This window comes from Bradyrhizobium sp. MI1.3, from assembly GCF_055811695.1.
On the sequence record NZ_JBVVPQ010000109.1, the window covers coordinates 1 to 17,597 of the forward strand.

Annotated in this window: 17 protein-coding genes; 4 read left to right on the forward strand and 13 right to left on the reverse strand. The window is 65.1% G+C overall.

The genetic code is table 11. The annotated features are described in order from the left end of the window. Positions 1-228 precede the first annotated feature (228 nt). Both AC0L3A_RS37615 and AC0L3A_RS37620 read right to left on the reverse strand, forming a co-directional pair. The gene (locus tag AC0L3A_RS37615; protein WP_473256286.1) at positions 229-1,176 is read right to left on the reverse strand and encodes a beta/alpha barrel domain-containing protein; all 948 of its coding nucleotides are present in this window, start codon (positions 1,174-1,176) and stop codon (positions 229-231) included. Continuing rightward, positions 1,173-2,366, reverse strand: coding sequence for a CoA transferase (locus AC0L3A_RS37620; protein WP_473256287.1), 1,194 nt, complete (start codon positions 2,364-2,366; stop codon positions 1,173-1,175). The genes AC0L3A_RS37615 and AC0L3A_RS37620 overlap by 4 nt, the downstream gene beginning before the upstream one ends. Positions 2,367-2,558: 192 nt before the next feature. On the opposite strand from AC0L3A_RS37620, the gene AC0L3A_RS37625 reads away from it, so the two are divergent. Beyond that, positions 2,559-3,299, forward strand: a complete 741-nt coding sequence (locus tag AC0L3A_RS37625; RefSeq protein WP_007598514.1) for a sulfate transporter family protein — start codon at positions 2,559-2,561, stop codon at positions 3,297-3,299. 77 nt (positions 3,300-3,376) lie between these two features. Here AC0L3A_RS37625 and AC0L3A_RS37630 read toward each other — a convergent pair whose 3' ends face one another. Genes AC0L3A_RS37630 through nth form a run of 3 tightly spaced genes read right to left on the reverse strand, consistent with a single transcriptional unit; the run spans position 3,377 to position 6,917 of the window. Then, positions 3,377-5,005 carry an MFS transporter gene (locus AC0L3A_RS37630; RefSeq protein ID WP_473256288.1) on the reverse strand — a complete coding sequence of 543 codons (1,629 nt, stop codon included), beginning with the start codon at positions 5,003-5,005 and terminating at the stop codon, positions 3,377-3,379. Then, the gene (locus AC0L3A_RS37635; protein ID WP_219681930.1) at positions 4,992-6,128 is read right to left on the reverse strand and encodes an HlyD family secretion protein; all 1,137 of its coding nucleotides are present in this window, start codon (positions 6,126-6,128) and stop codon (positions 4,992-4,994) included. The genes AC0L3A_RS37630 and AC0L3A_RS37635 overlap by 14 nt, the downstream gene beginning before the upstream one ends. A 36-nt stretch (positions 6,129-6,164) precedes the next feature. Further along, positions 6,165-6,917 (reverse strand): endonuclease III, encoded by a 753-nt coding sequence (gene nth, locus AC0L3A_RS37640; protein ID WP_007598509.1) that lies wholly within the window; start codon positions 6,915-6,917, stop codon positions 6,165-6,167. A 22-nt stretch (positions 6,918-6,939) separates the two neighbouring features. On the opposite strand from nth, the gene AC0L3A_RS37645 reads away from it, so the two are divergent. Together AC0L3A_RS37645 and AC0L3A_RS37650 are read left to right on the forward strand one after the other, a co-directional pair. Further along, positions 6,940-7,473 carry a DUF2244 domain-containing protein gene (locus tag AC0L3A_RS37645; RefSeq protein ID WP_007598508.1) on the forward strand — a complete coding sequence of 178 codons (534 nt, stop codon included), beginning with the start codon at positions 6,940-6,942 and terminating at the stop codon, positions 7,471-7,473. Between the two features lie 56 nt (positions 7,474-7,529). Then, positions 7,530-8,426 carry a methylated-DNA--[protein]-cysteine S-methyltransferase gene (locus AC0L3A_RS37650; RefSeq protein ID WP_007598507.1) on the forward strand — a complete coding sequence of 299 codons (897 nt, stop codon included), beginning with the start codon at positions 7,530-7,532 and terminating at the stop codon, positions 8,424-8,426. A gap of 156 nt (positions 8,427-8,582) precedes the next feature. Here AC0L3A_RS37650 and AC0L3A_RS37655 read toward each other — a convergent pair whose 3' ends face one another. From AC0L3A_RS37655 to dnaK, 8 genes are all read right to left on the reverse strand, one after another. Further along, complete coding sequence (locus AC0L3A_RS37655) at positions 8,583-9,206, reverse strand: 2,3-bisphosphoglycerate-dependent phosphoglycerate mutase (RefSeq protein ID WP_007598504.1); 624 nt, start codon at positions 9,204-9,206, stop codon at positions 8,583-8,585. A 19-nt stretch (positions 9,207-9,225) separates the two neighbouring features. Continuing rightward, positions 9,226-10,041 (reverse strand): 4-hydroxy-tetrahydrodipicolinate reductase, encoded by an 816-nt coding sequence (dapB, locus tag AC0L3A_RS37660; protein ID WP_007598502.1) that lies wholly within the window; start codon positions 10,039-10,041, stop codon positions 9,226-9,228. 261 nt (positions 10,042-10,302) lie between these two features. Then, complete coding sequence (locus AC0L3A_RS37665; protein ID WP_027566211.1) at positions 10,303-10,614, reverse strand: DUF1330 domain-containing protein; 312 nt, start codon at positions 10,612-10,614, stop codon at positions 10,303-10,305. A 95-nt stretch (positions 10,615-10,709) separates the two neighbouring features. Next, complete coding sequence (gene pyrF / locus AC0L3A_RS37670) at positions 10,710-11,423, reverse strand: orotidine-5'-phosphate decarboxylase (protein ID WP_219681931.1); 714 nt, start codon at positions 11,421-11,423, stop codon at positions 10,710-10,712. Positions 11,424-11,429: 6 nt separating this feature from the next. Then, entirely contained in the window at positions 11,430-12,008 is a 579-nt protein-coding gene (locus AC0L3A_RS37675) for an NADPH-dependent FMN reductase (protein ID WP_007598496.1), read from the reverse strand. A 57-nt stretch (positions 12,009-12,065) separates the two neighbouring features. Then, positions 12,066-12,665 (reverse strand): class I SAM-dependent methyltransferase, encoded by a 600-nt coding sequence (locus AC0L3A_RS37680; protein ID WP_473256289.1) that lies wholly within the window; start codon positions 12,663-12,665, stop codon positions 12,066-12,068. Positions 12,666-12,753: 88 nt separating this feature from the next. After that, positions 12,754-13,887 carry a molecular chaperone DnaJ gene (gene dnaJ / locus AC0L3A_RS37685; protein WP_007598494.1) on the reverse strand — a complete coding sequence of 378 codons (1,134 nt, stop codon included), beginning with the start codon at positions 13,885-13,887 and terminating at the stop codon, positions 12,754-12,756. Positions 13,888-14,144: 257 nt separating this feature from the next. After that, positions 14,145-16,046 carry a molecular chaperone DnaK gene (gene dnaK, locus AC0L3A_RS37690; RefSeq protein WP_007598490.1) on the reverse strand — a complete coding sequence of 634 codons (1,902 nt, stop codon included), beginning with the start codon at positions 16,044-16,046 and terminating at the stop codon, positions 14,145-14,147. A 395-nt stretch (positions 16,047-16,441) separates the two neighbouring features. On the opposite strand from dnaK, the gene AC0L3A_RS37695 reads away from it, so the two are divergent. Beyond that, positions 16,442-17,383 (forward strand): hypothetical protein, encoded by a 942-nt coding sequence (locus AC0L3A_RS37695; protein ID WP_219681933.1) that lies wholly within the window; start codon positions 16,442-16,444, stop codon positions 17,381-17,383. The last annotated feature ends 214 nt before the right edge of the window (positions 17,384-17,597 follow it).

Sequence of the window (17,597 nt, forward strand, 5' to 3'; positions counted from 1 at the left end):
CCCCCCCCCCCCCCCCGGCCCCGGTTCTTTTTGGGGGGGCCGGGGGGGGGGGGGGGCCCCCCCCCGGGGGGGGGGGGGGGGGGGCCCCCCCCCCCGGCCCCGCCACGGGTGAGGAGTATGTGTCCGCGACTACTCCTCTTCGAGCTCGCGGAGAGCCACCCCTCATCCGGCGCTTCGCGCCACCTTCTCCCACAAGGGGAGAAGGGAAGAGCGTTCCACCCTGCGGATTTAAGCCGCCTTCGCCGCGCTCCCACCTGGCAATCCCGCCCGGGCGAGGCCGCCGTAGAGCTGCTCATTCGGCATTTCCTCGCGCAGGATCCTGCGCACCGCGATCAATTTCTCCAAATCGATGCCGGTCGCAAAGCCCTTGCTCTCGCACAGGAACACGAGATCCTCGAACACGACATTGCCGGTCGCGCCGGGAGCGAAGGGGCAGCCGCCGAGGCCGCCGAGCGAGCCGTCGAGGATACGCGCGCCTTCGTCGAGCGCCGGGGCCGCGTTCGCGATGCCCATGCCGCGGGTGTCGTGGAGATGGATGCAGATCGGCTTTGACCCCGCGAGCTTCACCGCGGCGCGCGTCAGCTCCGCCACCTGCTTCGGCCCGGCATAGCCGACGGTGTCGGCGATGCCGACGAAATCGACACCGGCCTCCAGGCATTTGTCGACCAGCCGCAGCACTTCTGCAGGGTCGACCGCCCCGGTGATCGAGCAGCCCAGCGCCATCGAGATCGCCGCGTTGACCAGCGGCTTGTGGCTGGTGCCATCGCGCATCTCGCACAGGCGTTTCAGATTGGCGATCGCGGACTCGCGCGAGCGGTGCGCATTGGCCTGGCTGTGCTCTTCCGTTGCCGAGACCACGGAGGCGATTTCGCCGACGCCGGATTCCAGCGCCTCGTTCACGCCGCGTTCGTTGAGCGCAAGCGCGATGCCATGCGCGCCGGACAATGAAGCGACGGTCGCGACGACATCACGAACATCGATAAATTGCGGAAACGTCTTCGCCGGCAGGAACGAGCCGACCTCGAAATGCCGCACACCGGCGGCATATTCCTCGCGCACCCAGCGTTGCTTGGCTTCGGTCGACGGAATTTTCTTCACGAGCTGGAGCCCGTCGCGCAGGCCGACTTCGCGCAGGCTGACGCGTTCTGCGGGGTAAATCTCCTGAATCCGGCTCATGCGCGCCTCCCTGTTGTTTTTGACGTGGCGTCTTCATTTTCGGTGTTGATCTCGGCGCGAACGGTCGCAGTGTCGCCCCCGAGCGGCGCGACCCTCAGGCCTTCGCCTATATGGCTGCCGTTCCACTCGATCGGCAGCGCCGGCACCCGGAACGGCTTGCCGTCGGCGGTGACATTGTTGACGAGGCCGCCCGGCCGCAGCACATGCGGATCGGTGAAGAGATCCTCGGGCCGGTTGATCGGAGAAAAGCAGATGTTGAGCGCATCGAGCCTCTGCGACAGTCTTGCCACGTCCCACTGCCTGATGATCCCGGCCGCGCGCGGAATGATCCGCCCACGCGCCAGAATGCGATCGGTCGTGGTGCGCAAGGCGGGATCATCGAGGAATTCAGTCAGGCCGAACTCGCGGCAAAAGCTCTGCCAATGGCCTTCGGTGACGACGCCGATGAAGATGCGCTCGCCGCCGGCGGTCTCGAAGATGTCGTAGATCGGCCACGCATGCTCGCGCTCCGGCATCGAGCGCGGCTTGTTGCCGGTCATCTCGTATTCGACCATGTGCTGGGCGACCAGGAACAGGCAGTTCTCGAACAGGCCGATGCGGATGTCGGCACCGTCACGTTGTCCCCCGCGCTTCTGATAGAGCGCCGCGAGGATCGCAATCACGCCGAACATGCCGCCCATGATGTCGTTGGCGGACGAGCCGACACGCTGGGGCTTTTCGCTGGTGCCGGTCATGGCGGCAAGCCCCGCCATCATCTGCACGACCTCGTCGAGCGCGGGGCGGTGCTCGTAGGGACCGGAGAGGAAACCCTTGTGGCCGGCGATGATCAGCTCCGGATGCCGGCGGCGCAGTTCGTCGGCGCCAAGCCCCTGCTTCGCGAGCTGGCCGTCGCGAAAATTCTCCAGGAACACGTCGGCCGTCGCCAGCAGCCGGTGCATGGTGTCGAGATCCTCAGGCTTCTCGAAATCCAGCACCACGCTGCGCTTGCCGCGGTTGAACAACGGGAAGAAAGCGGTGCCCATGCCTCCCAGGCTCCGGGTCTTGTCGCCCGCGGGCGGCTCGACCTTGATCACGTCGGCTCCGAGCTGCGCCAGGATCATGCCGCAGGTCGGGCCCATGACCATGTGGGTCATCTCGATGACGCGCACGCCTGCAAGCGGCAATCCGGCCACCGATTCTTCCGTCGCCATATGCGCCTGTTCCTTTGCCCGGCTGGTTCCGCTTGTTGTCAAGCGGGTTGGTGAAGCAACGGTCTTGCCGAATTCATCGTGGCTTCGTTGATGCGGGCGGTCAATCCGGCCATAAGCGGTGCCGCCGATCTCCCTTGCCGAAGTGGCCCGGGGTGTCTACCTCTCGCGGGTGATTTCGTGAGAGGTACTCCCATGCTGGATGCCGCCGTCAAGGCGCTGTCGCAAATGATCTCGCCGCCGATGCGCTCGATCCTGTGGCGGTCGATCGGCGTCGCACTGGTGCTGATCATCGTGCTGGCGATCGGCTTGCAGCGGCTCCTGAGCTGGTTTGCGACCTATGGCGAGGCCTGGCTGGAAGGCCTGCTCGGTCCGGGCTGGCACTCATCGCTCGAGGTGTTGTCCTGGATCATTTCGATCGCCGCGGGCTTCGGCGTCGTGTTCGGGGCTGTGTTCCTGATGCCCGCCATCACCTCGCTGGTGGCGAGCCTGTTCGTCGACGACGTCGCCGACATCGTCGAGCGCGAGCACTATCCGGCGGAGCGGCCGGGCGTCGCGCTGCCGTTCAGCCAGGCGATCTACGAGGGCGTCAAGACCGCGCTGCTGACGATCCTGGTCTACCTGATCGCGTTGCCGCTGGTGCTGTTCGCCGGCGCCGGTTTCCTGGTCTTCTTCCTCGCCACGGCCTGGCTGCTCGGCCGCGAATATTTCGAGCTCGCGGCGATGCGGTTTCGCTCGCCGGAGGAAGCCAAGGCGATGCGGCGCGACAATGCCGCGACCATCTTCACCGCGGGCCTGTTCATCGCAGCCTTCGTCTCGATCCCGATCGTCAATCTGGCGACGCCGATCTTCGCCATGGCCTTCATGGTCCACATGCATAAGCGGCTCTCAGGCCCGCGGCCCGAGCTGATCGAGCCGGCGCGACAGATGCGGTGAGGGGACGCTCCCTCTCCCGCTTGCGGGAGAGGTGACCAACCCCGTCGCGCGATCGGGCGAACCAACCATCGTCGCATTCAGGCGACCTTCACTCCGCATCTGCGCAACAGCATCCTGGCGAAGCCGAACGGCGCCGGCGTGAACGGGCCGGGCGGGGCACGGGTAACAAGCGCGACGACGCCGAGCGCGGCCATCGCCACCCAGAAGCACAGCCAGAAGCCGTCGATATAGGCGAGCACATTGGCCTCGCGCTGGACGAAGCCCGCGAGCGTACCGACCGCGCGTGCCTGTGCCGAGCCGGCACCATGGGCCGCAAAATGGTCGGCGAGCTGTTTCAGCATGCGGACCACATCGACGTCGCCGACGCCGAGATTCTGGCCGAGATAGAAGGAATGGATCTGCTCGCGGACGCGCAGCCACGTCCCCATCAACGCCACGCCGATCTCGGCACCGCCGAGCCGCATGATCTGGATATAGGCGGCAAACGAGGTCGCGCGGCTCGGATCGGAATTGGACAGCAGCGTGATGATCAGCGGCAGCAAGGTCAACGACTGCCCGATCGCCTGGAGCAGCACGATGCCGGCGAAATCCTCACGCGCCCAATCATGACTGAGCTGCGTGCCCCAGAGATTGGCGGCGGCGAAACAGGCAAATCCCACGACCACCACTGTCCGCGTATCGAAATGCCGCAGCAGCCAGATCGAGAGCGGCACCAGCACGAACATCGGCAACGCGCCGTAGGTGAGCAGCAGCAAGCCACTCTGCTCCGGCCTGAGCAGGGCGATGTTGGCGAGGAAATTCGGCACCAGCGACGCGTTGGACAGGCTGGTCAGCGTGTAGAGCAGGATCAGGACCAGCCCCAGGCCGATATTGCGCGAGAACAGGACGTTCACATGCGCCCAAGGCTGCCGCACCAGGGATTCGTTGACGAGAAAACCCGCGACCAGCACCGCGCCGGCAATGATCAACGCCATCACGGTCCCCGATCCCAGCCAGTCCAGCCGATTGCCCTGGTCGAGCCCGGCATAGATCATCGAGACGCCGGCGCCGAGCAGCAGCATGCCACCCCAATCGGCCTCGCGCAGCAAAGCGCGATTCACCGGTTCGTTCGGCGTGCCCCAATAAACCATCAGGCCCATCAGGGGCGCGATCAGCACGCTCTGCCAGTACAGCCATTGCCAGCCGAGAAGGTCGACATAGAAGCCGACCAGCGCGCTCGAGGTATCCAGCGCGAAGCCGACGCGGATCGAATAGATCGAGATCGCTGGGAGCCACCAGCGGATCGGCAAATTGCGGAACACGATCATCAACGTCGCCGGCACGAAGGTGCCGAGCAGGAGGCCATGCACGACGCTGAGCGCGAGCAATGTCGGATAGTCGTGCACGAACGGGATGATCAGCGAGACCGCGGCATAGACGAGGCTCGGGATACCGAGCACGCGGCGCAGGCCGAACACGGTGGCAAGCCAGGCCACCGCGGGCGCGATGAAGATCTGCGAGCCGATGCCTGCTGTGGAGAGCCAGGCGCCCTCGTCGAACGAGAGCGAGAACGCGCCGCGCAGGTCCGGCAGGCCTATTGTGGTCAGGCGGCTGTCGAAATTGGCGAGGAACGAGCCGAGCAGCACCGCCGCCACCGCAAACAAGGGCTGCGGCGCGACGCCGCCGCGCGAGAGCGGCCCGCGACTGGAATCGTCATTTTCCGCCATTGCCGGCCTTGGTGTCGATGCTGGTGACGACCGACATGCCCGGCACCAGCCGCGCCAGCAGCGGCTGGTTGTCGTCGAGCTGGATGCGCACGGGAATGCGCTGCACGACTTTGGTGAAGTTACCGGTTGCGTTGTCCGGCGGCAGCAGCGCGACCTGCGCGCCGGTCGCGGGCGCAATGCGCTCGACCCTGCCGCGCAGCTTCTCGCGCGGGAAACTGTCGACAGTGATCTCGACTGGCTGGCCCGGTGCGACGTGGGTCAGCTGGGTCTCCTTGTAGTTCGCGATCACGTAGACCTTCGGCAACGGCACAACGTTGATGAGATTGGTGCCGATGTTGACGTAGTCGCCAGGCTGGACCTGCCGCTCGCCGACGACGCCGTCGAACGGTGCCGATATCTTGGTGTAGCCGAGCTTGAGCTTCGCACTCGCCAGTGTTGCCTTGGTCGCTTCGAGATCGGCGGCGCGCTGCTTCCTGGTGCCTTGCAGCACCTCGAGCTGGTGCTGCTGGGCCGCGATCACGGCGCGGCTCGCGCGCACATCGGCCTGCGCCTTGGCATAGCCTGCGACCGCCTGCTCGAACCGCTGCCGCGTGCCGGATTCGGTCTGCGACAGCGACTGCTGGCGCTCCTGCTCCTGCCGCGCCTCGACCTCCACGGCTTCGGCCGAGAGCCGCGCGGCCTGCGCCTGTGCAATCGTCGCATATTGCAGCTCGATCTGATTGGCCAGATTGTCGAGCACGGCTTGCGCGGCGGCGACCGCCGCTTCGGACTGCGCGACTTGCGCCTCATAGTCGGCAGGATCGATCTGGATCATGAGATCGCCGGCCTTGACGCGCTGGAAATCGGTGACCCCGACGGTCAGCACTTCGCCGGAGACGCGACTGGCAAGCCGCGTCAGCTCGGCGCGCACATAGGCGTCGTTGGTGGTCTGGACCGCCGAATTGCCGACCCATTCGTCGAAGCGCTGCGTGGCCAGCGCGACGAAGCCGAGCGCGACGATCACCGCGAACAGCGGAATCGCGAGCCGGCTCCACAGTGAACTCGCTGGTCGCTGCGTTGGCTTCGGTGGCGGCGCCGGTGTGGCAGCAGGTGGTGACGGCGAGATTTGTTCCTGCTGACTCACGCTAGACTCCAAAAACCACTTTCCCGAACGCTATTTTCAGACCGTCTTTTCCGGCCACCGGCAGAGATCGTTGATCAGGCAAACCTCGCAGCGCGGCTTGCGCGCGAGGCAAGTATAGCGGCCATGCAGGATCAGCCAATGATGGGCATGCAGCATGAACTCGGCCGGGATCACCTTTTCGAGACCGAGCTCGACCTCCAGCGGCGTCTTGCCGGGCGCAAGTCCGGTCCGGTTGCCGACGCGGAAGACATGCGTGTCGACTGCCATGGTGTGCTCGCCGAAGGCCATGTTGAGCACGACATTGGCGGTCTTGCGCCCGGCGCCGGGCAGTGACTCGATCCCGGCGCGCGTGCGCGGCACCTCGCCGCCGAACTCGCTGAGCAGCTTCGCCGACAGCGCAATGACGTTCCTGGCCTTGGTGCGATAGAGCCCGATGGTCTTGATGTACTCGCGCAGGCGTTCCTCGCCGAGGTCGAGCATCTTCTGCGGTGTGTCGGCGATCGCAAACAGCGCGCGCGTCGCCTTGTTGACGCCGGCATCGGTCGCCTGCGCCGACAGCACCACGGCGACCAGCAGCGTGAACGGATTGACGTGCTCAAGCTCGCCTTTGGGCTCCGGGTTGGCTTTGCGGAAACGGCTGAAGGCCTCGCGGACTTCTGGCGGCGTCCAAGGCCTCATGGCCTTGAGGGATTTCTTGCCGGGGGCCTTGGGCTTCGCGGCGGCCGCCTTCGCCTTTTTCTTCGGCACGGACGTTTTGCGCGGGGCCGGCTTGCGGGTGATTTTCGCCATGATCGGGATATACTGAGGGACGATGAGCACAGGCAATGAAATTGCGCGCGAACGATCGGGAAGCGAGGCTGAGCCTCAGATCTTTTCCGCGCGCCTGACGCCGCACCGCTCGCTGAACCGCACCGGCTTCCTCGCGGTGATGCTGTTCCTGAGCGCCGTCAGCTTCGTCACCGGCCTCGTCTTCCTGATGATGGGCGCGTGGCCGGTGTTCGGCTTCTTCGGCCTCGACGTGCTGGTGATCTGGTGGGCCTTCAAGGCCAATTTCCGCGCGGCGCGGGCCAGCGAGGAGATCGTGGTCACGCCCTCTGAATTACGCGTGCGGCGCGTCAGCCAGCACGGCCAAATCGTCGAATGGACCTTCAATCCGCTCTGGGTCCGGCTGGACATGGAAATCGACGAGGATTTTGGCATCGAGCACCTCTATCTGATCTCGCGAGGTCACCAGATCCAGATCGCCCGCTTCCTCGGACCGGATGAAAAAGCAAGTTTTTACAAGGGTTTGGTTGAGGCATTAAATGCCGCCAGGCGCGGTCCGACCTACAATCCGGTGACCTGATTTGCGGATCGGAAATCGGGTGGTTTCGCACCCTGCCCTCTCCTACATTTGTCGTCATGATGACACTCGCGATACATGACCAGCGCCTGGCCGGGCCGGGCTCCCAGAACGCCGCGATGCGCGACTATGATTCCGTGCGCCGGGCGATCGCCTTCATTTCGGAAAACTGGCGCGCGCAGCCGACCATCGAGGCGATGGCGGATGCGGCCGGCGTCACCCCGGACGAACTGCACCATTTGTTCCGCCGCTGGGCCTCGATCACGCCGAAGGCGTTTATGCAGGCGCTCACGCTCGATCACGCCAAGGGCTTGCTCAGGGATTCCGCGAGCATCCTCGATGCGGCGCTCGACTCGGGCCTGTCGGGTCCGGGGCGCTTGCACGATCTCTTCGTCACGCACGAAGCGATGTCGCCGGGCGAATGGAAGAACGGCGGCGCGGGGCTGATCTTGCGCTATGGCTTTCATCACTCGCCGTTCGGCACTGCGATCGTGATCGCGACCGATCGCGGATTGTCGGGACTTGCTTTCGCCGATCCCGGTGAGGAACAGGTGGCGCTTGCCGATATGACGCGGCGATGGCGGAACGCAACTTACGTCGAGGATCACGAAGGCACCGCACCGCTGGCGCAGCGCATCTTCGACACAAAGCTCTGGCGGCCGGACCAGCCGCTGCGCGTGGTGATGATCGGCACCGATTTCGAGGTCCGGGTGTGGGAGACGTTGCTGAAGATCCCGATGGGCCGCGCGGTGTCCTATTCGGACATCGCCTGCAACATTAACAGCCCGAAAGCCTCACGCGCCGTCGGCGCCGCCGTCGGCAAGAACCCCGTGTCCTTTGTCGTGCCCTGCCACCGCGCTCTCGGCAAGAGCGGTACGCTCACTGGCTACCACTGGGGCATCACCCGCAAGCAGGCGATGCTGGGCTGGGAGGCCGGGCAGCTGGGGATGCAGTAAGACTGTCATCGGCAAAGTTTCGTAGGGTGGGCAAAGGCGCGCACTTCGCGCGCCGTGCCCACCATCGTTCCGCAATCGCTGCTGCATGGTGGGCACGCTACGCTTTGCCCACCCTACAATTCTGCGTGCTTAGCGCGGCCTAGCCGCCCCTCATCTTTACCCCGCCAGATCCAGCTTCGAGGCCACCGTCGAATCCGCATTGAGGCGGTAGATGATCGGCACGCCGGTGGCGAGCTCGCGCTTCAAAATGCCTTCGGGCGAGAGCTTTTCCAGCACCATGATCAGCGCGCGCAGCGAATTGCCGTGGGCGGCGACCAATGTGCGCTTGCCGTTGAGCACGCCGGGCAGGATCTCCTGCACGTAATAGGGCAATGCGCGCGCGAGCGTGTCCTTCAGGCTTTCACCGCCGGGCGGTGGCACGTCGTAGGAGCGGCGCCAGATCAGCACCTGGTCCTCGCCCCATTTCTTGCGGGCGTCGTCCTTGTTGAGCCCCGAGAGATCGCCATAGTCGCGCTCGTTCAGCGCGAGGTTCTTCGTCGTCGGCAGGCCCTTCTGGTCGAGCTCGCCGAGAATGAGATCGAGCGTGTGCTGTGCGCGCGTCAACACCGAGGTGTAGGCGACGTCGAACACGAGGCCCTGCGCCTTCAGCTTGCGGCCGGCTTCCGAGGCTTCCTTCACGCCGAGCTCGGTGAGATCAGGGTCCTTCCAGCCCGTGAACAGGTTCTTCAGATTCCATTCGCTCTGGCCGTGCCGCACCAGCACGAGAAGACGTTCGCTCATTGATTGCTTTCCGTTTAGTTCAAATGTCAGACAGACCGAGCACGTCGGCCATGGAGTAATGCCCCGGCTTCTTGCCGTGCGCCCAGAGCGCCGCCTTCAGCGCGCCGTGGGCGAACAGCATGCGATCCTCCGCGTGATGCGACAGCGTCAGGCGTTCGAACGGGCCGAGGAAGCTCACGCTGTGATCGCCGGCCGCGGTGCCGCCGCGCAACGACGCAAAGCCGATGTCGCCGGGCTTGCGCGCGCCGGTAATGCCGTCGCGGCCGCGATCTGCATGCTCGTCGAGCGCGATGCCGCGGCCGGTCGCCGCCGCCTGGCCCAGCATCAGCGCCGTGCCCGAGGGCGCATCGATCTTCATGCGGTGATGGGTTTCGACGATCTCGATGTCGAAGCTCTCGTCGAGCGCCTTGGCGACGCGCTTGACCACGGCGGCGAGCAGATTGACACCCAGGCTCATATTGCCGGACTGCACCACGACGGCGCGGTTGGTGACGCTCTTGATCACGGCGTTGTCGGAGCCCGATAGGCCGGTCGTTCCGACCACGTGCACGAGGCCGCGCTCGGCGGCGATCGCGACATTGGCCAGCGTCGCCGCGGGCACGGTGAAGTCCAGAATGCCGTCGGCGTCCTTCGACAATGCCCAGAGATCGCCGGAGAGTTTGACGCCATTGGCCGGCAGGCCTGCGAGCACGCCGGCATCCTTGCCGAGCAGCTCCGATCCCGGCGCCTCCAGCGCACCGGCCAGCACCGCGCCTTTGGTCTCGGCAATCGCCCGCGTCAGCGCTCGGCCCATCCGGCCGCCGGCTCCAGCAACGATCAAGCGCATGTCGGACATGGTGCGATCCTCTCGCGGTTGTTGTAGCGGGGGGATGCAGTTCCGGCAACCAAGGGGGATTGGGGGCAGGCGGGCTTCCACCCTCCCCTGGAGCGCGGTCGCTTGCGGCCATCCTTCGAGACGCCCGCCTACGGCGGGCCCTCAGGATGAGGTCGGAATCCGTGGCAACAAATTCGACGGGCGCCGATACTGCTTAGCCTCATCCTGAGGAGACCGCGGAGCGGTCGTCTCGAAGGACAAGGCGCGCGCGCAGACCCAGCCTCAGCCGTCCGACGGCTGCGGGCCGTCATAGCCCTCGATGATGATGAGGTCGGCGACGGAGTGCGGCTGGCGCACCTTGATGTTGGCCTGGTATTCCGGCGAGTTGTAGCAGGCGATCGCGGTCTCGTAGTCCGGGAATTCGATCACGACGTTGCGGGTGCGGCTGGCGCCTTCGACGGTGGTGAACTTGCCGGCGCGGACGACGAAGCGGCCACCCCATTTCTTGAAGATCGGACCATTGGCGACGGCATAGGGCTTGTAGCCCTCGTCACTGCTCACGTCGACACGTCCGATCCAGTAGCCTTTTGCCATTGTTCTTCTCCCTGTGTTGTTGGGCTTCTATTTGAGCATGATCTGATCGGAAAACCGCTGCACACTTTGCGCTAACGCGGCCCTTCGGGTCCAGATCATGCTCCGAGTGCCTCGGCGATCTCGCTCTGGATCGCCTCCGCGATCGCCCTGGGGTCCGTGGCTTCCACCACCGGCCGCCCGACGACGAGATAGTCCGCGCCGGCCGCAATCGCGCGGCCCGGCGTCATGATGCGTTTCTGATCGCCGCTCGCCGCGCCCGCCGGCCGGATGCCGGGGGTGACGAGGCTCATCTGGTGGCCGACGATCTTGCGCAAGGCTCCGACTTCCTCGGGCGACGACACCAGCCCGTCGATGCCGAGCACCTGCGCCTGCTGGGCGCGCGCTTCGACGAGCTCGGAGACGCCGAGCCGGAAGCCTGCCGCGTGCAGATCGTCCTCGTTGTAGGAGGTCAAAACAGTGACGGCGAGGATCTTCAGGTTCGAGCTGCCGCGACCTTCGACGGCACCTTTCATGGTCTGCGGATAAGCGTGCACGGTGAGGAAGGTCGCGCCGAGCCTGGTGATGCTGTCGACGCCCTGCGCCACGGTGTTGCCGATGTCGTGCAGCTTGAGATCGAGAAAGACCTTCTTGCCCTTGTCGGCGAGCTTGCCGACCAGCGGCAAGCCGCCGGCATAAGCCAGCCGATAGCCGATCTTGTAGAAGGTGACGCTGTCGCCGAGCCGGTTGACCATCGCTTCCGCGGCGTCAACGCCGGGCAGATCGAGCGCGACGATCAGGCGGTCTTTCGGGGCGATCTCGGCTGGCGTCATGTCACCTCACATCATGCGTTGGGAAATGTCGATCAACTGCCGCACCAGGTCCTTCAACGCGGCGAGATCACCCTCGTGCTTCAGCCTGTCCATATCGTCATAGGCCTGGTCGGCAAAGGCGAGCGTGAGCTGGCTGGCAATCACATTGGCGTGGCAGGAGGTCAGGATCAGCCGCAGCGCCTGCAGCGCGCGAGCCGCGCCGAGCCGGCTCTGCGAGGCGCCGGCGAGCGCGAAGACGCGGTTGCGGAACACCTCGCCACGCGGCTCGTGCAGCTCATGCACGCGACTGACCCAGTCGATCGCGTTCTTCAGCAGCGGCGGCACCGAGGCATTGTATTCGGGCGAGACGATCAGCACGCCATGATGCGCGCCGATCATGCGCTTGAGATTGATTGCGTGTTTGGGCACACCGGACTTGGCCTGCAGGTCGCCGTCATAAATCGGCAGCGGAAAATCGGCGAGCGAGACGCGGGTGACGTCGACGCCGGCCTGGTCGAATGCATAGGCGGCGACCGCTGCCAGCTTCGCGTTGTGCGAGCCGGTGCGCAGGGAGCCGGGAATGATCAGAATTTTCGGTGCGGACATCCGCTTCCATGCGTTCGGCGAAACGAGCCCGCCACGCAAACAGCAATGCCGGCGGAATTAGTCCTTGCGATACACCCAGACGCGGGCCGGCGGAAGGTTCATCCAGATCCGTTCGGAGGCCTCTGTGGACACGCCGGGCAGCGATTTCGGAATCGGCGGCACCACCGCGTAGGTGAACTGGACGAAGGGCGCACCGGGCGCCAGGGCCGTGAAGGCGTCGCGGATCAGCCGCAGCCGCGTCAGCATCGGTTTTGTGACCAGCGGCAGGCCCGAGACGACCGCGGAGGCCGGCGCGCTCAGCACGTTCCACAGCGTGTCGCGCAGGCGATAGGCATCGCCCTGCACCACCTTGGCCTGCGGATAGCGGTCGCGCAGCAGGGCGCAGAAGCCCGGATTGTATTCGACGAGGACGAGACGCTTCTGGTCGACGCCGCGCTCGACCAGGGCCGAGGTGATGGCGCCGGTGCCGGGGCCGAGCTCAACCACCGGTGCGTTCGAATTGACGTCGACGTAATGGGCCATGGTCCGGGCCAGCAGCTTGCCCGACGGCATCACCGCACCCATGTGGAGGGGCTTTTCGATCCATGACCGGAGAAAACGCACCTCGTCATCGAGACGGGGCTTCTTCAACGCACGCGCGGACGATGGCAATGGCATGTCGGGACCGGCCGGGACCGCGTGACCGCGGCGTGTCAGAAAATGGTCATAAAGACGTATAGGCCGAAGGCGGCACGGTCAAGACGCGTCAACTCGCCCGATTACCGAAGAAATCCTTGACCTTGGTGAAGAAACCCTCGGATTCCGGCTGGGTGTTGCCGGAGGAGAGCTTGTCGAACTCGGCCAGCAATTCCTGCTGCTTTTTGGTGAGGTTCTGCGGGGTCTCGACCACGACCTGAACGTACATGTCGCCCATTTGGCGCGAGCGCAGCACCGGCATGCCTTTTGATGCGATGCGGAATCGGCGGCTGGACTGGGTCCCGGCTGGGACCTTCACCTTGGTCTTGCCCTTCTCGATGGTCGGCACCTCGAACTCGCCACCAAGCGCCGCCGTCACCATCGAGATCGGCACACGACAATGCAGATCGGCGCCGTCGCGCTGGAAGAACTGGTGCTGGGCCAGCGACAGGAAGATGTAGAGGTCGCCGGGCGGGCCGCCGCGGACCCCGGCCTCGCCCTCGCCGGCGAGCCTGATCCTGGTGCCGTCCTCGACTCCAGGGGGAATGTTGACCGACAGATTCCGCTCGCGGGTGACGCGCCCCTGACCCGAGCAGGACGGGCAGGCGTCCTCGATCATCTGGCCGCGGCCCTGGCAGCCCGGACAGGTCCGCTCCAGCGTGAAGAAGCCTTGCGACTGCCGTACGCGTCCGGCGCCGCCGCAGGTCGAGCAGGTCTTCGGCTTGGTGCCGGCCTTGGCCCCGATGCCCGAACAGGCTTCGCAAGTGACCGAGACCGGAATCTCGATCTGCGCGGTCTTGCCGCCAAAAGCTTCCTCGAGCGTGATTTCCATGTTGTAGCGCAGGTCGGCGCCGCGCTCGCGGCCGCCACGGCCGCCGCGCTGTCCGGCCATGCCGAACAAATCTTCGAAAATGTCGGAAAAGGAGGAGGCGAAGCCCGCGCCGAAACCGGCGCCGCCACCGCCGCCCTGCTCGAAGGCGGCATGGCCGTAACGGTCATAGGCGGCGCGCTTGTCCTTGTCTTTCAGGACCTCGTAGGCCTCGTTGATTTCCTTGAACTTGACTTCGCTGGTGTTGTCCCCGGGATTACGGTCGGGGTGAAACTTCATCGCCAGCTTGCGGAACGACGATTTCAGGACGGAATCGTCGGCATCGCGTTCGACTTCGAGGGTTTCGTAGTAGCAGCGCTTGGTGGACGTGGACATGATGAGCTCAGTCTATCCGATCGCGATTCAAGTCGGAGCGAAGCAACGTCGCCATGCAACGATATAGGCAGCCTTCCGCCTCGCGACAGAGGATTGCATGGCAGTGTTCAGAATAACGGCTGGGAATTGATCGATCGTAACGGGCCCAAATTTAAAGCCTTGGTCCGTCGAGCCCGACACGATGGCCTCCCCCGCGAGGGAGGAGGCCGTTGGCGCGTGTGGGGTCCAAGCCGTCCGCATCATCACCCTCGCGGGGTTCAGGCGGACTTCTTGTTGGTCTTGTCGTCGTCGACTTCGGTGAATTCCGCGTCGACGACGTCGTCCTTGGCCGCGTCCTTCTTGGCGTCGGCCTCGGCCTGCTGCTTGTACATGGCCTCGCCGAGCTTCATCGATGCCTGGGCCAGCGTTTGGGTCTTGGCCTTGATCGCTTCGGCATCGTCGCCCTTCAGCGCTTCCTTGAGGTCGCTGACGGCATCCTCGATGGCGCGGCGCTCAGTCTCGGCGACCTTCGAACCGTGCTCGGCCAGTGCCTTCTCGGTCGAATGCACAAGTCCGTCCGCGTCGTTCTTGGCAGTCACGGCCTCGCGGCGCTTCTTGTCCGCCTCAGCATTGGCCTCGGCGTCCTTGACCATCTTCTCGATGTCGGCTTCCGACAGACCGCCAGAGGCCTGGATGCGGATCTGCTGCTCCTTGGACGTGGCCTTGTCCTTGGCCGAGACGTTGACGATGCCGTTGGCGTCGATGTCGAAGGTCACCTCGATCTGCGGCATGCCGCGCGGAGCCGGCGGAATGCCCATCAGGTCGAACTGGCCGAGCATCTTGTTGTCGGCCGCCATTTCACGCTCGCCCTGGAAGACGCGGATGGTGACCGCGTTCTGGCTGTCCTCGGCGGTCGAGAACACCTGGCTCTTCTTGGTCGGGATCGTGGTGTTGCGGTCGATGATGCGGGTGAACACGCCGCCCAGCGTCTCGATGCCCAGCGACAGCGGGGTCACGTCGAGCAGCAGCACGTCCTTGACGTCGCCCTGAAGCACGCCGGCCTGGATCGCGGCGCCGATCGCCACGACTTCGTCCGGGTTGACGCCCTTGTGCGGCTCCTTGCCGAACAGTTGCTTCACGACTTCCTGGACCTTCGGCATGCGGGACATGCCGCCGACCAGCACCACTTCGCCGATCTCGGCGGCGGTGAGGCCGGCATCCTTCAGCGCCTTGCGGCAGGGCTCGACGGTCTTCTGGACGAGGTCATCGACCAGCGCCTCGAACTTGGCGCGGGTGAGCTTCATCGTCAGATGCTTCGGGCCGGTCTGGTCCGCGGTGATGAAGGGCAGGTTGATCTCGGTCTGCGTCGTCGACGACAGCTCGATCTTGGCCTTTTCAGCGGCTTCCTTCAGGCGCTGCAACGCGAGCTTGTCGTTGCGCAGGTTGATGCCCTGCTCCTTCTGGAATTCGTCGGCGAGATAGCCGACGAGGCGCATGTCGAAGTCTTCGCCGCCGAGGAAGGTGTCGCCGTTGGTCGACTTCACCTCGAACACGCCGTCGCCGATTTCGAGAATCGAGATATCGAACGTGCCGCCGCCGAGATCGTACACGGCGATCGTGCCGGCCTTGGTCTTGTCGAGGCCGTAGGCGAGCGCGGCCGCGGTCGGCTCGTTGATGATGCGCAGCACTTCAAGGCCGGCGATCTTGCCGGCGTCCTTGGTCGCCTGGCGCTGGGCGTCGTTGAAGTAGGCGGGCACGGTGATGACGGCCTGGTCGACCTTCTGGCCCAGATGGGCTTCCGCGGTCTCCTTCATCTTCTGCAAGATGAACGCCGAGACCTGCGAGGGCGAGTAGGTCTGGCCGTCGGCCTCGACCCAGGCGTCGCCGTTGGAAGCCTTCACGATCTTGTACGGAACGAGCTTCTTGTCCTTCTCGACCATCGGGTCGTCGTAGCGGCGGCCGATCAGGCGCTTCACTGCGAAGAACGTGCGCTCGGGATTGGTGACCGCCTGGCGCTTGGCCGGCTGGCCGACGAGGCGCTCACCGTCGTCCGTCACGGCGACGATCGAAGGCGTCGTGCGCATGCCTTCGGAATTCTCGATGACTTTGGCGTTCTTGCCATCCATTACGGCGACGCACGAATTCGTGGTACCGAGGTCGATCCCGATGACCTTTCCCATGGTCCTATATCCTTGTTTTTGCGGCAGGCTGGCTGGGCCCAGAAGGCACCCGAACCGAAACCCCCTAAGATCAAACATTCGCGATATTGCGATGGTTGGGGGTCATATAGGAGGGGGGGAGGTGCCTGCAAGGACCGAACGCAAGTTTCGGCCGTGAAAACATTGGGTTTTGGAAGAACATATCCGGGCTGCACCGCCCTTGCGGGTGAGGAAATATTAACAGGTCCCGCGATCGGCCCGCATCCGTCACAGCATCCCGCCCCGCCCTGTTGCGGCCAGACCAAAACCGCTAAAAGGCGGGCAGCCGGCCGGGCTCGTCATCAGGCCGCCTCGCGCGACAAAACGGCCGGCCGGCCACCATCGAACGGCCTCAATGTGAACCAATCAGAGTGCCCATGAAGCTGATCCGCCCCCTCGCCGCGCTCGTCCTCCTCGTCGCCTCTGCGCTTCCGGCTCTGGCTGCCGACGCCGTTTTCCCACCTGGCTTGCGCCTCGGCATGGTGCCATTGGTCGGCCTTAACACGGCCAAGACTTTTCCCGGCTTCGAGAGCGAGGACGGCAGCGTCAAGGTGCTGATCACAGAGCTGCCGCCGGCGGCCTATGGCGAGGTCGTGAGCGCCTTCAACTCCAATCCGGCCGGAGCCAACGGCGTCAAGCAGGACAAGATCGAGACGCCCGCGGGACTTGCCTATTTCACCACCGAGAGCGGCAAGGCCGGCGAGACCCCGGTGCGGCGCTATTCGATGATCGTGCCGGGCGCCGGCTTCTCCGGCTATGTCGCGGTGCAGATTCCCGAGAATGCGGTCAAGATCTACACCGACGAGGCGGTGCGGCAGATGTTTGCGAGCGTCGTCACCCGCAAGCAGGTCTCGGCCGACGAGCAGATCGCGCTGATGCCGTTCAAGATCACCGATCTCGCCGACTTCAAGGACGTTCGCACGCTGGCGCCGGGCTCGAGCATCATCCTGGCCGACGGCGACGAGAGCTCCGGCTATGAATCGAAGCCGTTCATCATCCTCGGCGTGATCGGCGCCACCCCGCAAGCCGCCGACGACCGCGCCCGCTTCGCCCAGGAGGCGGCGCTCCAGATCCCCGGCGTGCGCGAGTCGCGCGTCACCATGTCCGAGCCGATCCGCATCAGCGGCCAGCAGGGGTTCGAGACCCGGATCGACGGCGTCAGCGGCAAGGACAAGACGCCGGTGACCGTGGTGCAGTGGATCCGCTTCAGCAGCGGCGGCGCCTCGCTGCGCATCATCGCCAGCGCCCCGCGCGAGCAATGGCCGACTGCCTTCACCCGCTTCCGCGCGGTCCGCGACGGCATCCAGCCAAAGGGCTAGCAGCATCTGCGCATGAGATGCGCTCCCTCCCCCGCTTGCGGGGGGCTGGGGAGAGGGTGTCGCCGCAAGGGGACAATCCCCCAGAGGATAGAACCCTCACCCGCCGCGCTCTACGAGCGCAGCGACCTCTCCCGCAAGCGAGGGCTTTGCTTAATTGGCCGAGCGGGAGTGAGGCTCGATATGGGGTATTTTTTTGTGCGGCCTCGGATGGCGC

Coding starts and splice junctions, on each gene's coding strand:
- AC0L3A_RS37615 (WP_473256286.1), bottom strand. CDS start 1,176: ATGAGCCGGATTCAGGAGATTTACCCCGCAGAACGCGTCAGCCTGCGC.
- AC0L3A_RS37620 (WP_473256287.1), bottom strand. CDS start 2,366: ATGGCGACGGAAGAATCGGTGGCCGGATTGCCGCTTGCAGGCGTGCGC.
- AC0L3A_RS37625 (WP_007598514.1), top strand. CDS start 2,559: ATGCTGGATGCCGCCGTCAAGGCGCTGTCGCAAATGATCTCGCCGCCG.
- AC0L3A_RS37630 (WP_473256288.1), bottom strand. CDS start 5,005: ATGGCGGAAAATGACGATTCCAGTCGCGGGCCGCTCTCGCGCGGCGGC.
- nth (WP_007598509.1), bottom strand. CDS start 6,917: ATGGCGAAAATCACCCGCAAGCCGGCCCCGCGCAAAACGTCCGTGCCG.
- AC0L3A_RS37645 (WP_007598508.1), top strand. CDS start 6,940: ATGAGCACAGGCAATGAAATTGCGCGCGAACGATCGGGAAGCGAGGCT.
- AC0L3A_RS37650 (WP_007598507.1), top strand. CDS start 7,530: ATGATGACACTCGCGATACATGACCAGCGCCTGGCCGGGCCGGGCTCC.
- AC0L3A_RS37655 (WP_007598504.1), bottom strand. CDS start 9,206: ATGAGCGAACGTCTTCTCGTGCTGGTGCGGCACGGCCAGAGCGAATGG.
- dapB (WP_007598502.1), bottom strand. CDS start 10,041: ATGTCCGACATGCGCTTGATCGTTGCTGGAGCCGGCGGCCGGATGGGC.
- AC0L3A_RS37665 (WP_027566211.1), bottom strand. CDS start 10,614: ATGGCAAAAGGCTACTGGATCGGACGTGTCGACGTGAGCAGTGACGAG.
- pyrF (WP_219681931.1), bottom strand. CDS start 11,423: ATGACGCCAGCCGAGATCGCCCCGAAAGACCGCCTGATCGTCGCGCTC.
- AC0L3A_RS37675 (WP_007598496.1), bottom strand. CDS start 12,008: ATGTCCGCACCGAAAATTCTGATCATTCCCGGCTCCCTGCGCACCGGC.
- AC0L3A_RS37680 (WP_473256289.1), bottom strand. CDS start 12,665: ATGCCATTGCCATCGTCCGCGCGTGCGTTGAAGAAGCCCCGTCTCGAT.
- dnaJ (WP_007598494.1), bottom strand. CDS start 13,887: ATGTCCACGTCCACCAAGCGCTGCTACTACGAAACCCTCGAAGTCGAA.
- dnaK (WP_007598490.1), bottom strand. CDS start 16,046: ATGGGAAAGGTCATCGGGATCGACCTCGGTACCACGAATTCGTGCGTC.
- AC0L3A_RS37695 (WP_219681933.1), top strand. CDS start 16,442: ATGAAGCTGATCCGCCCCCTCGCCGCGCTCGTCCTCCTCGTCGCCTCT.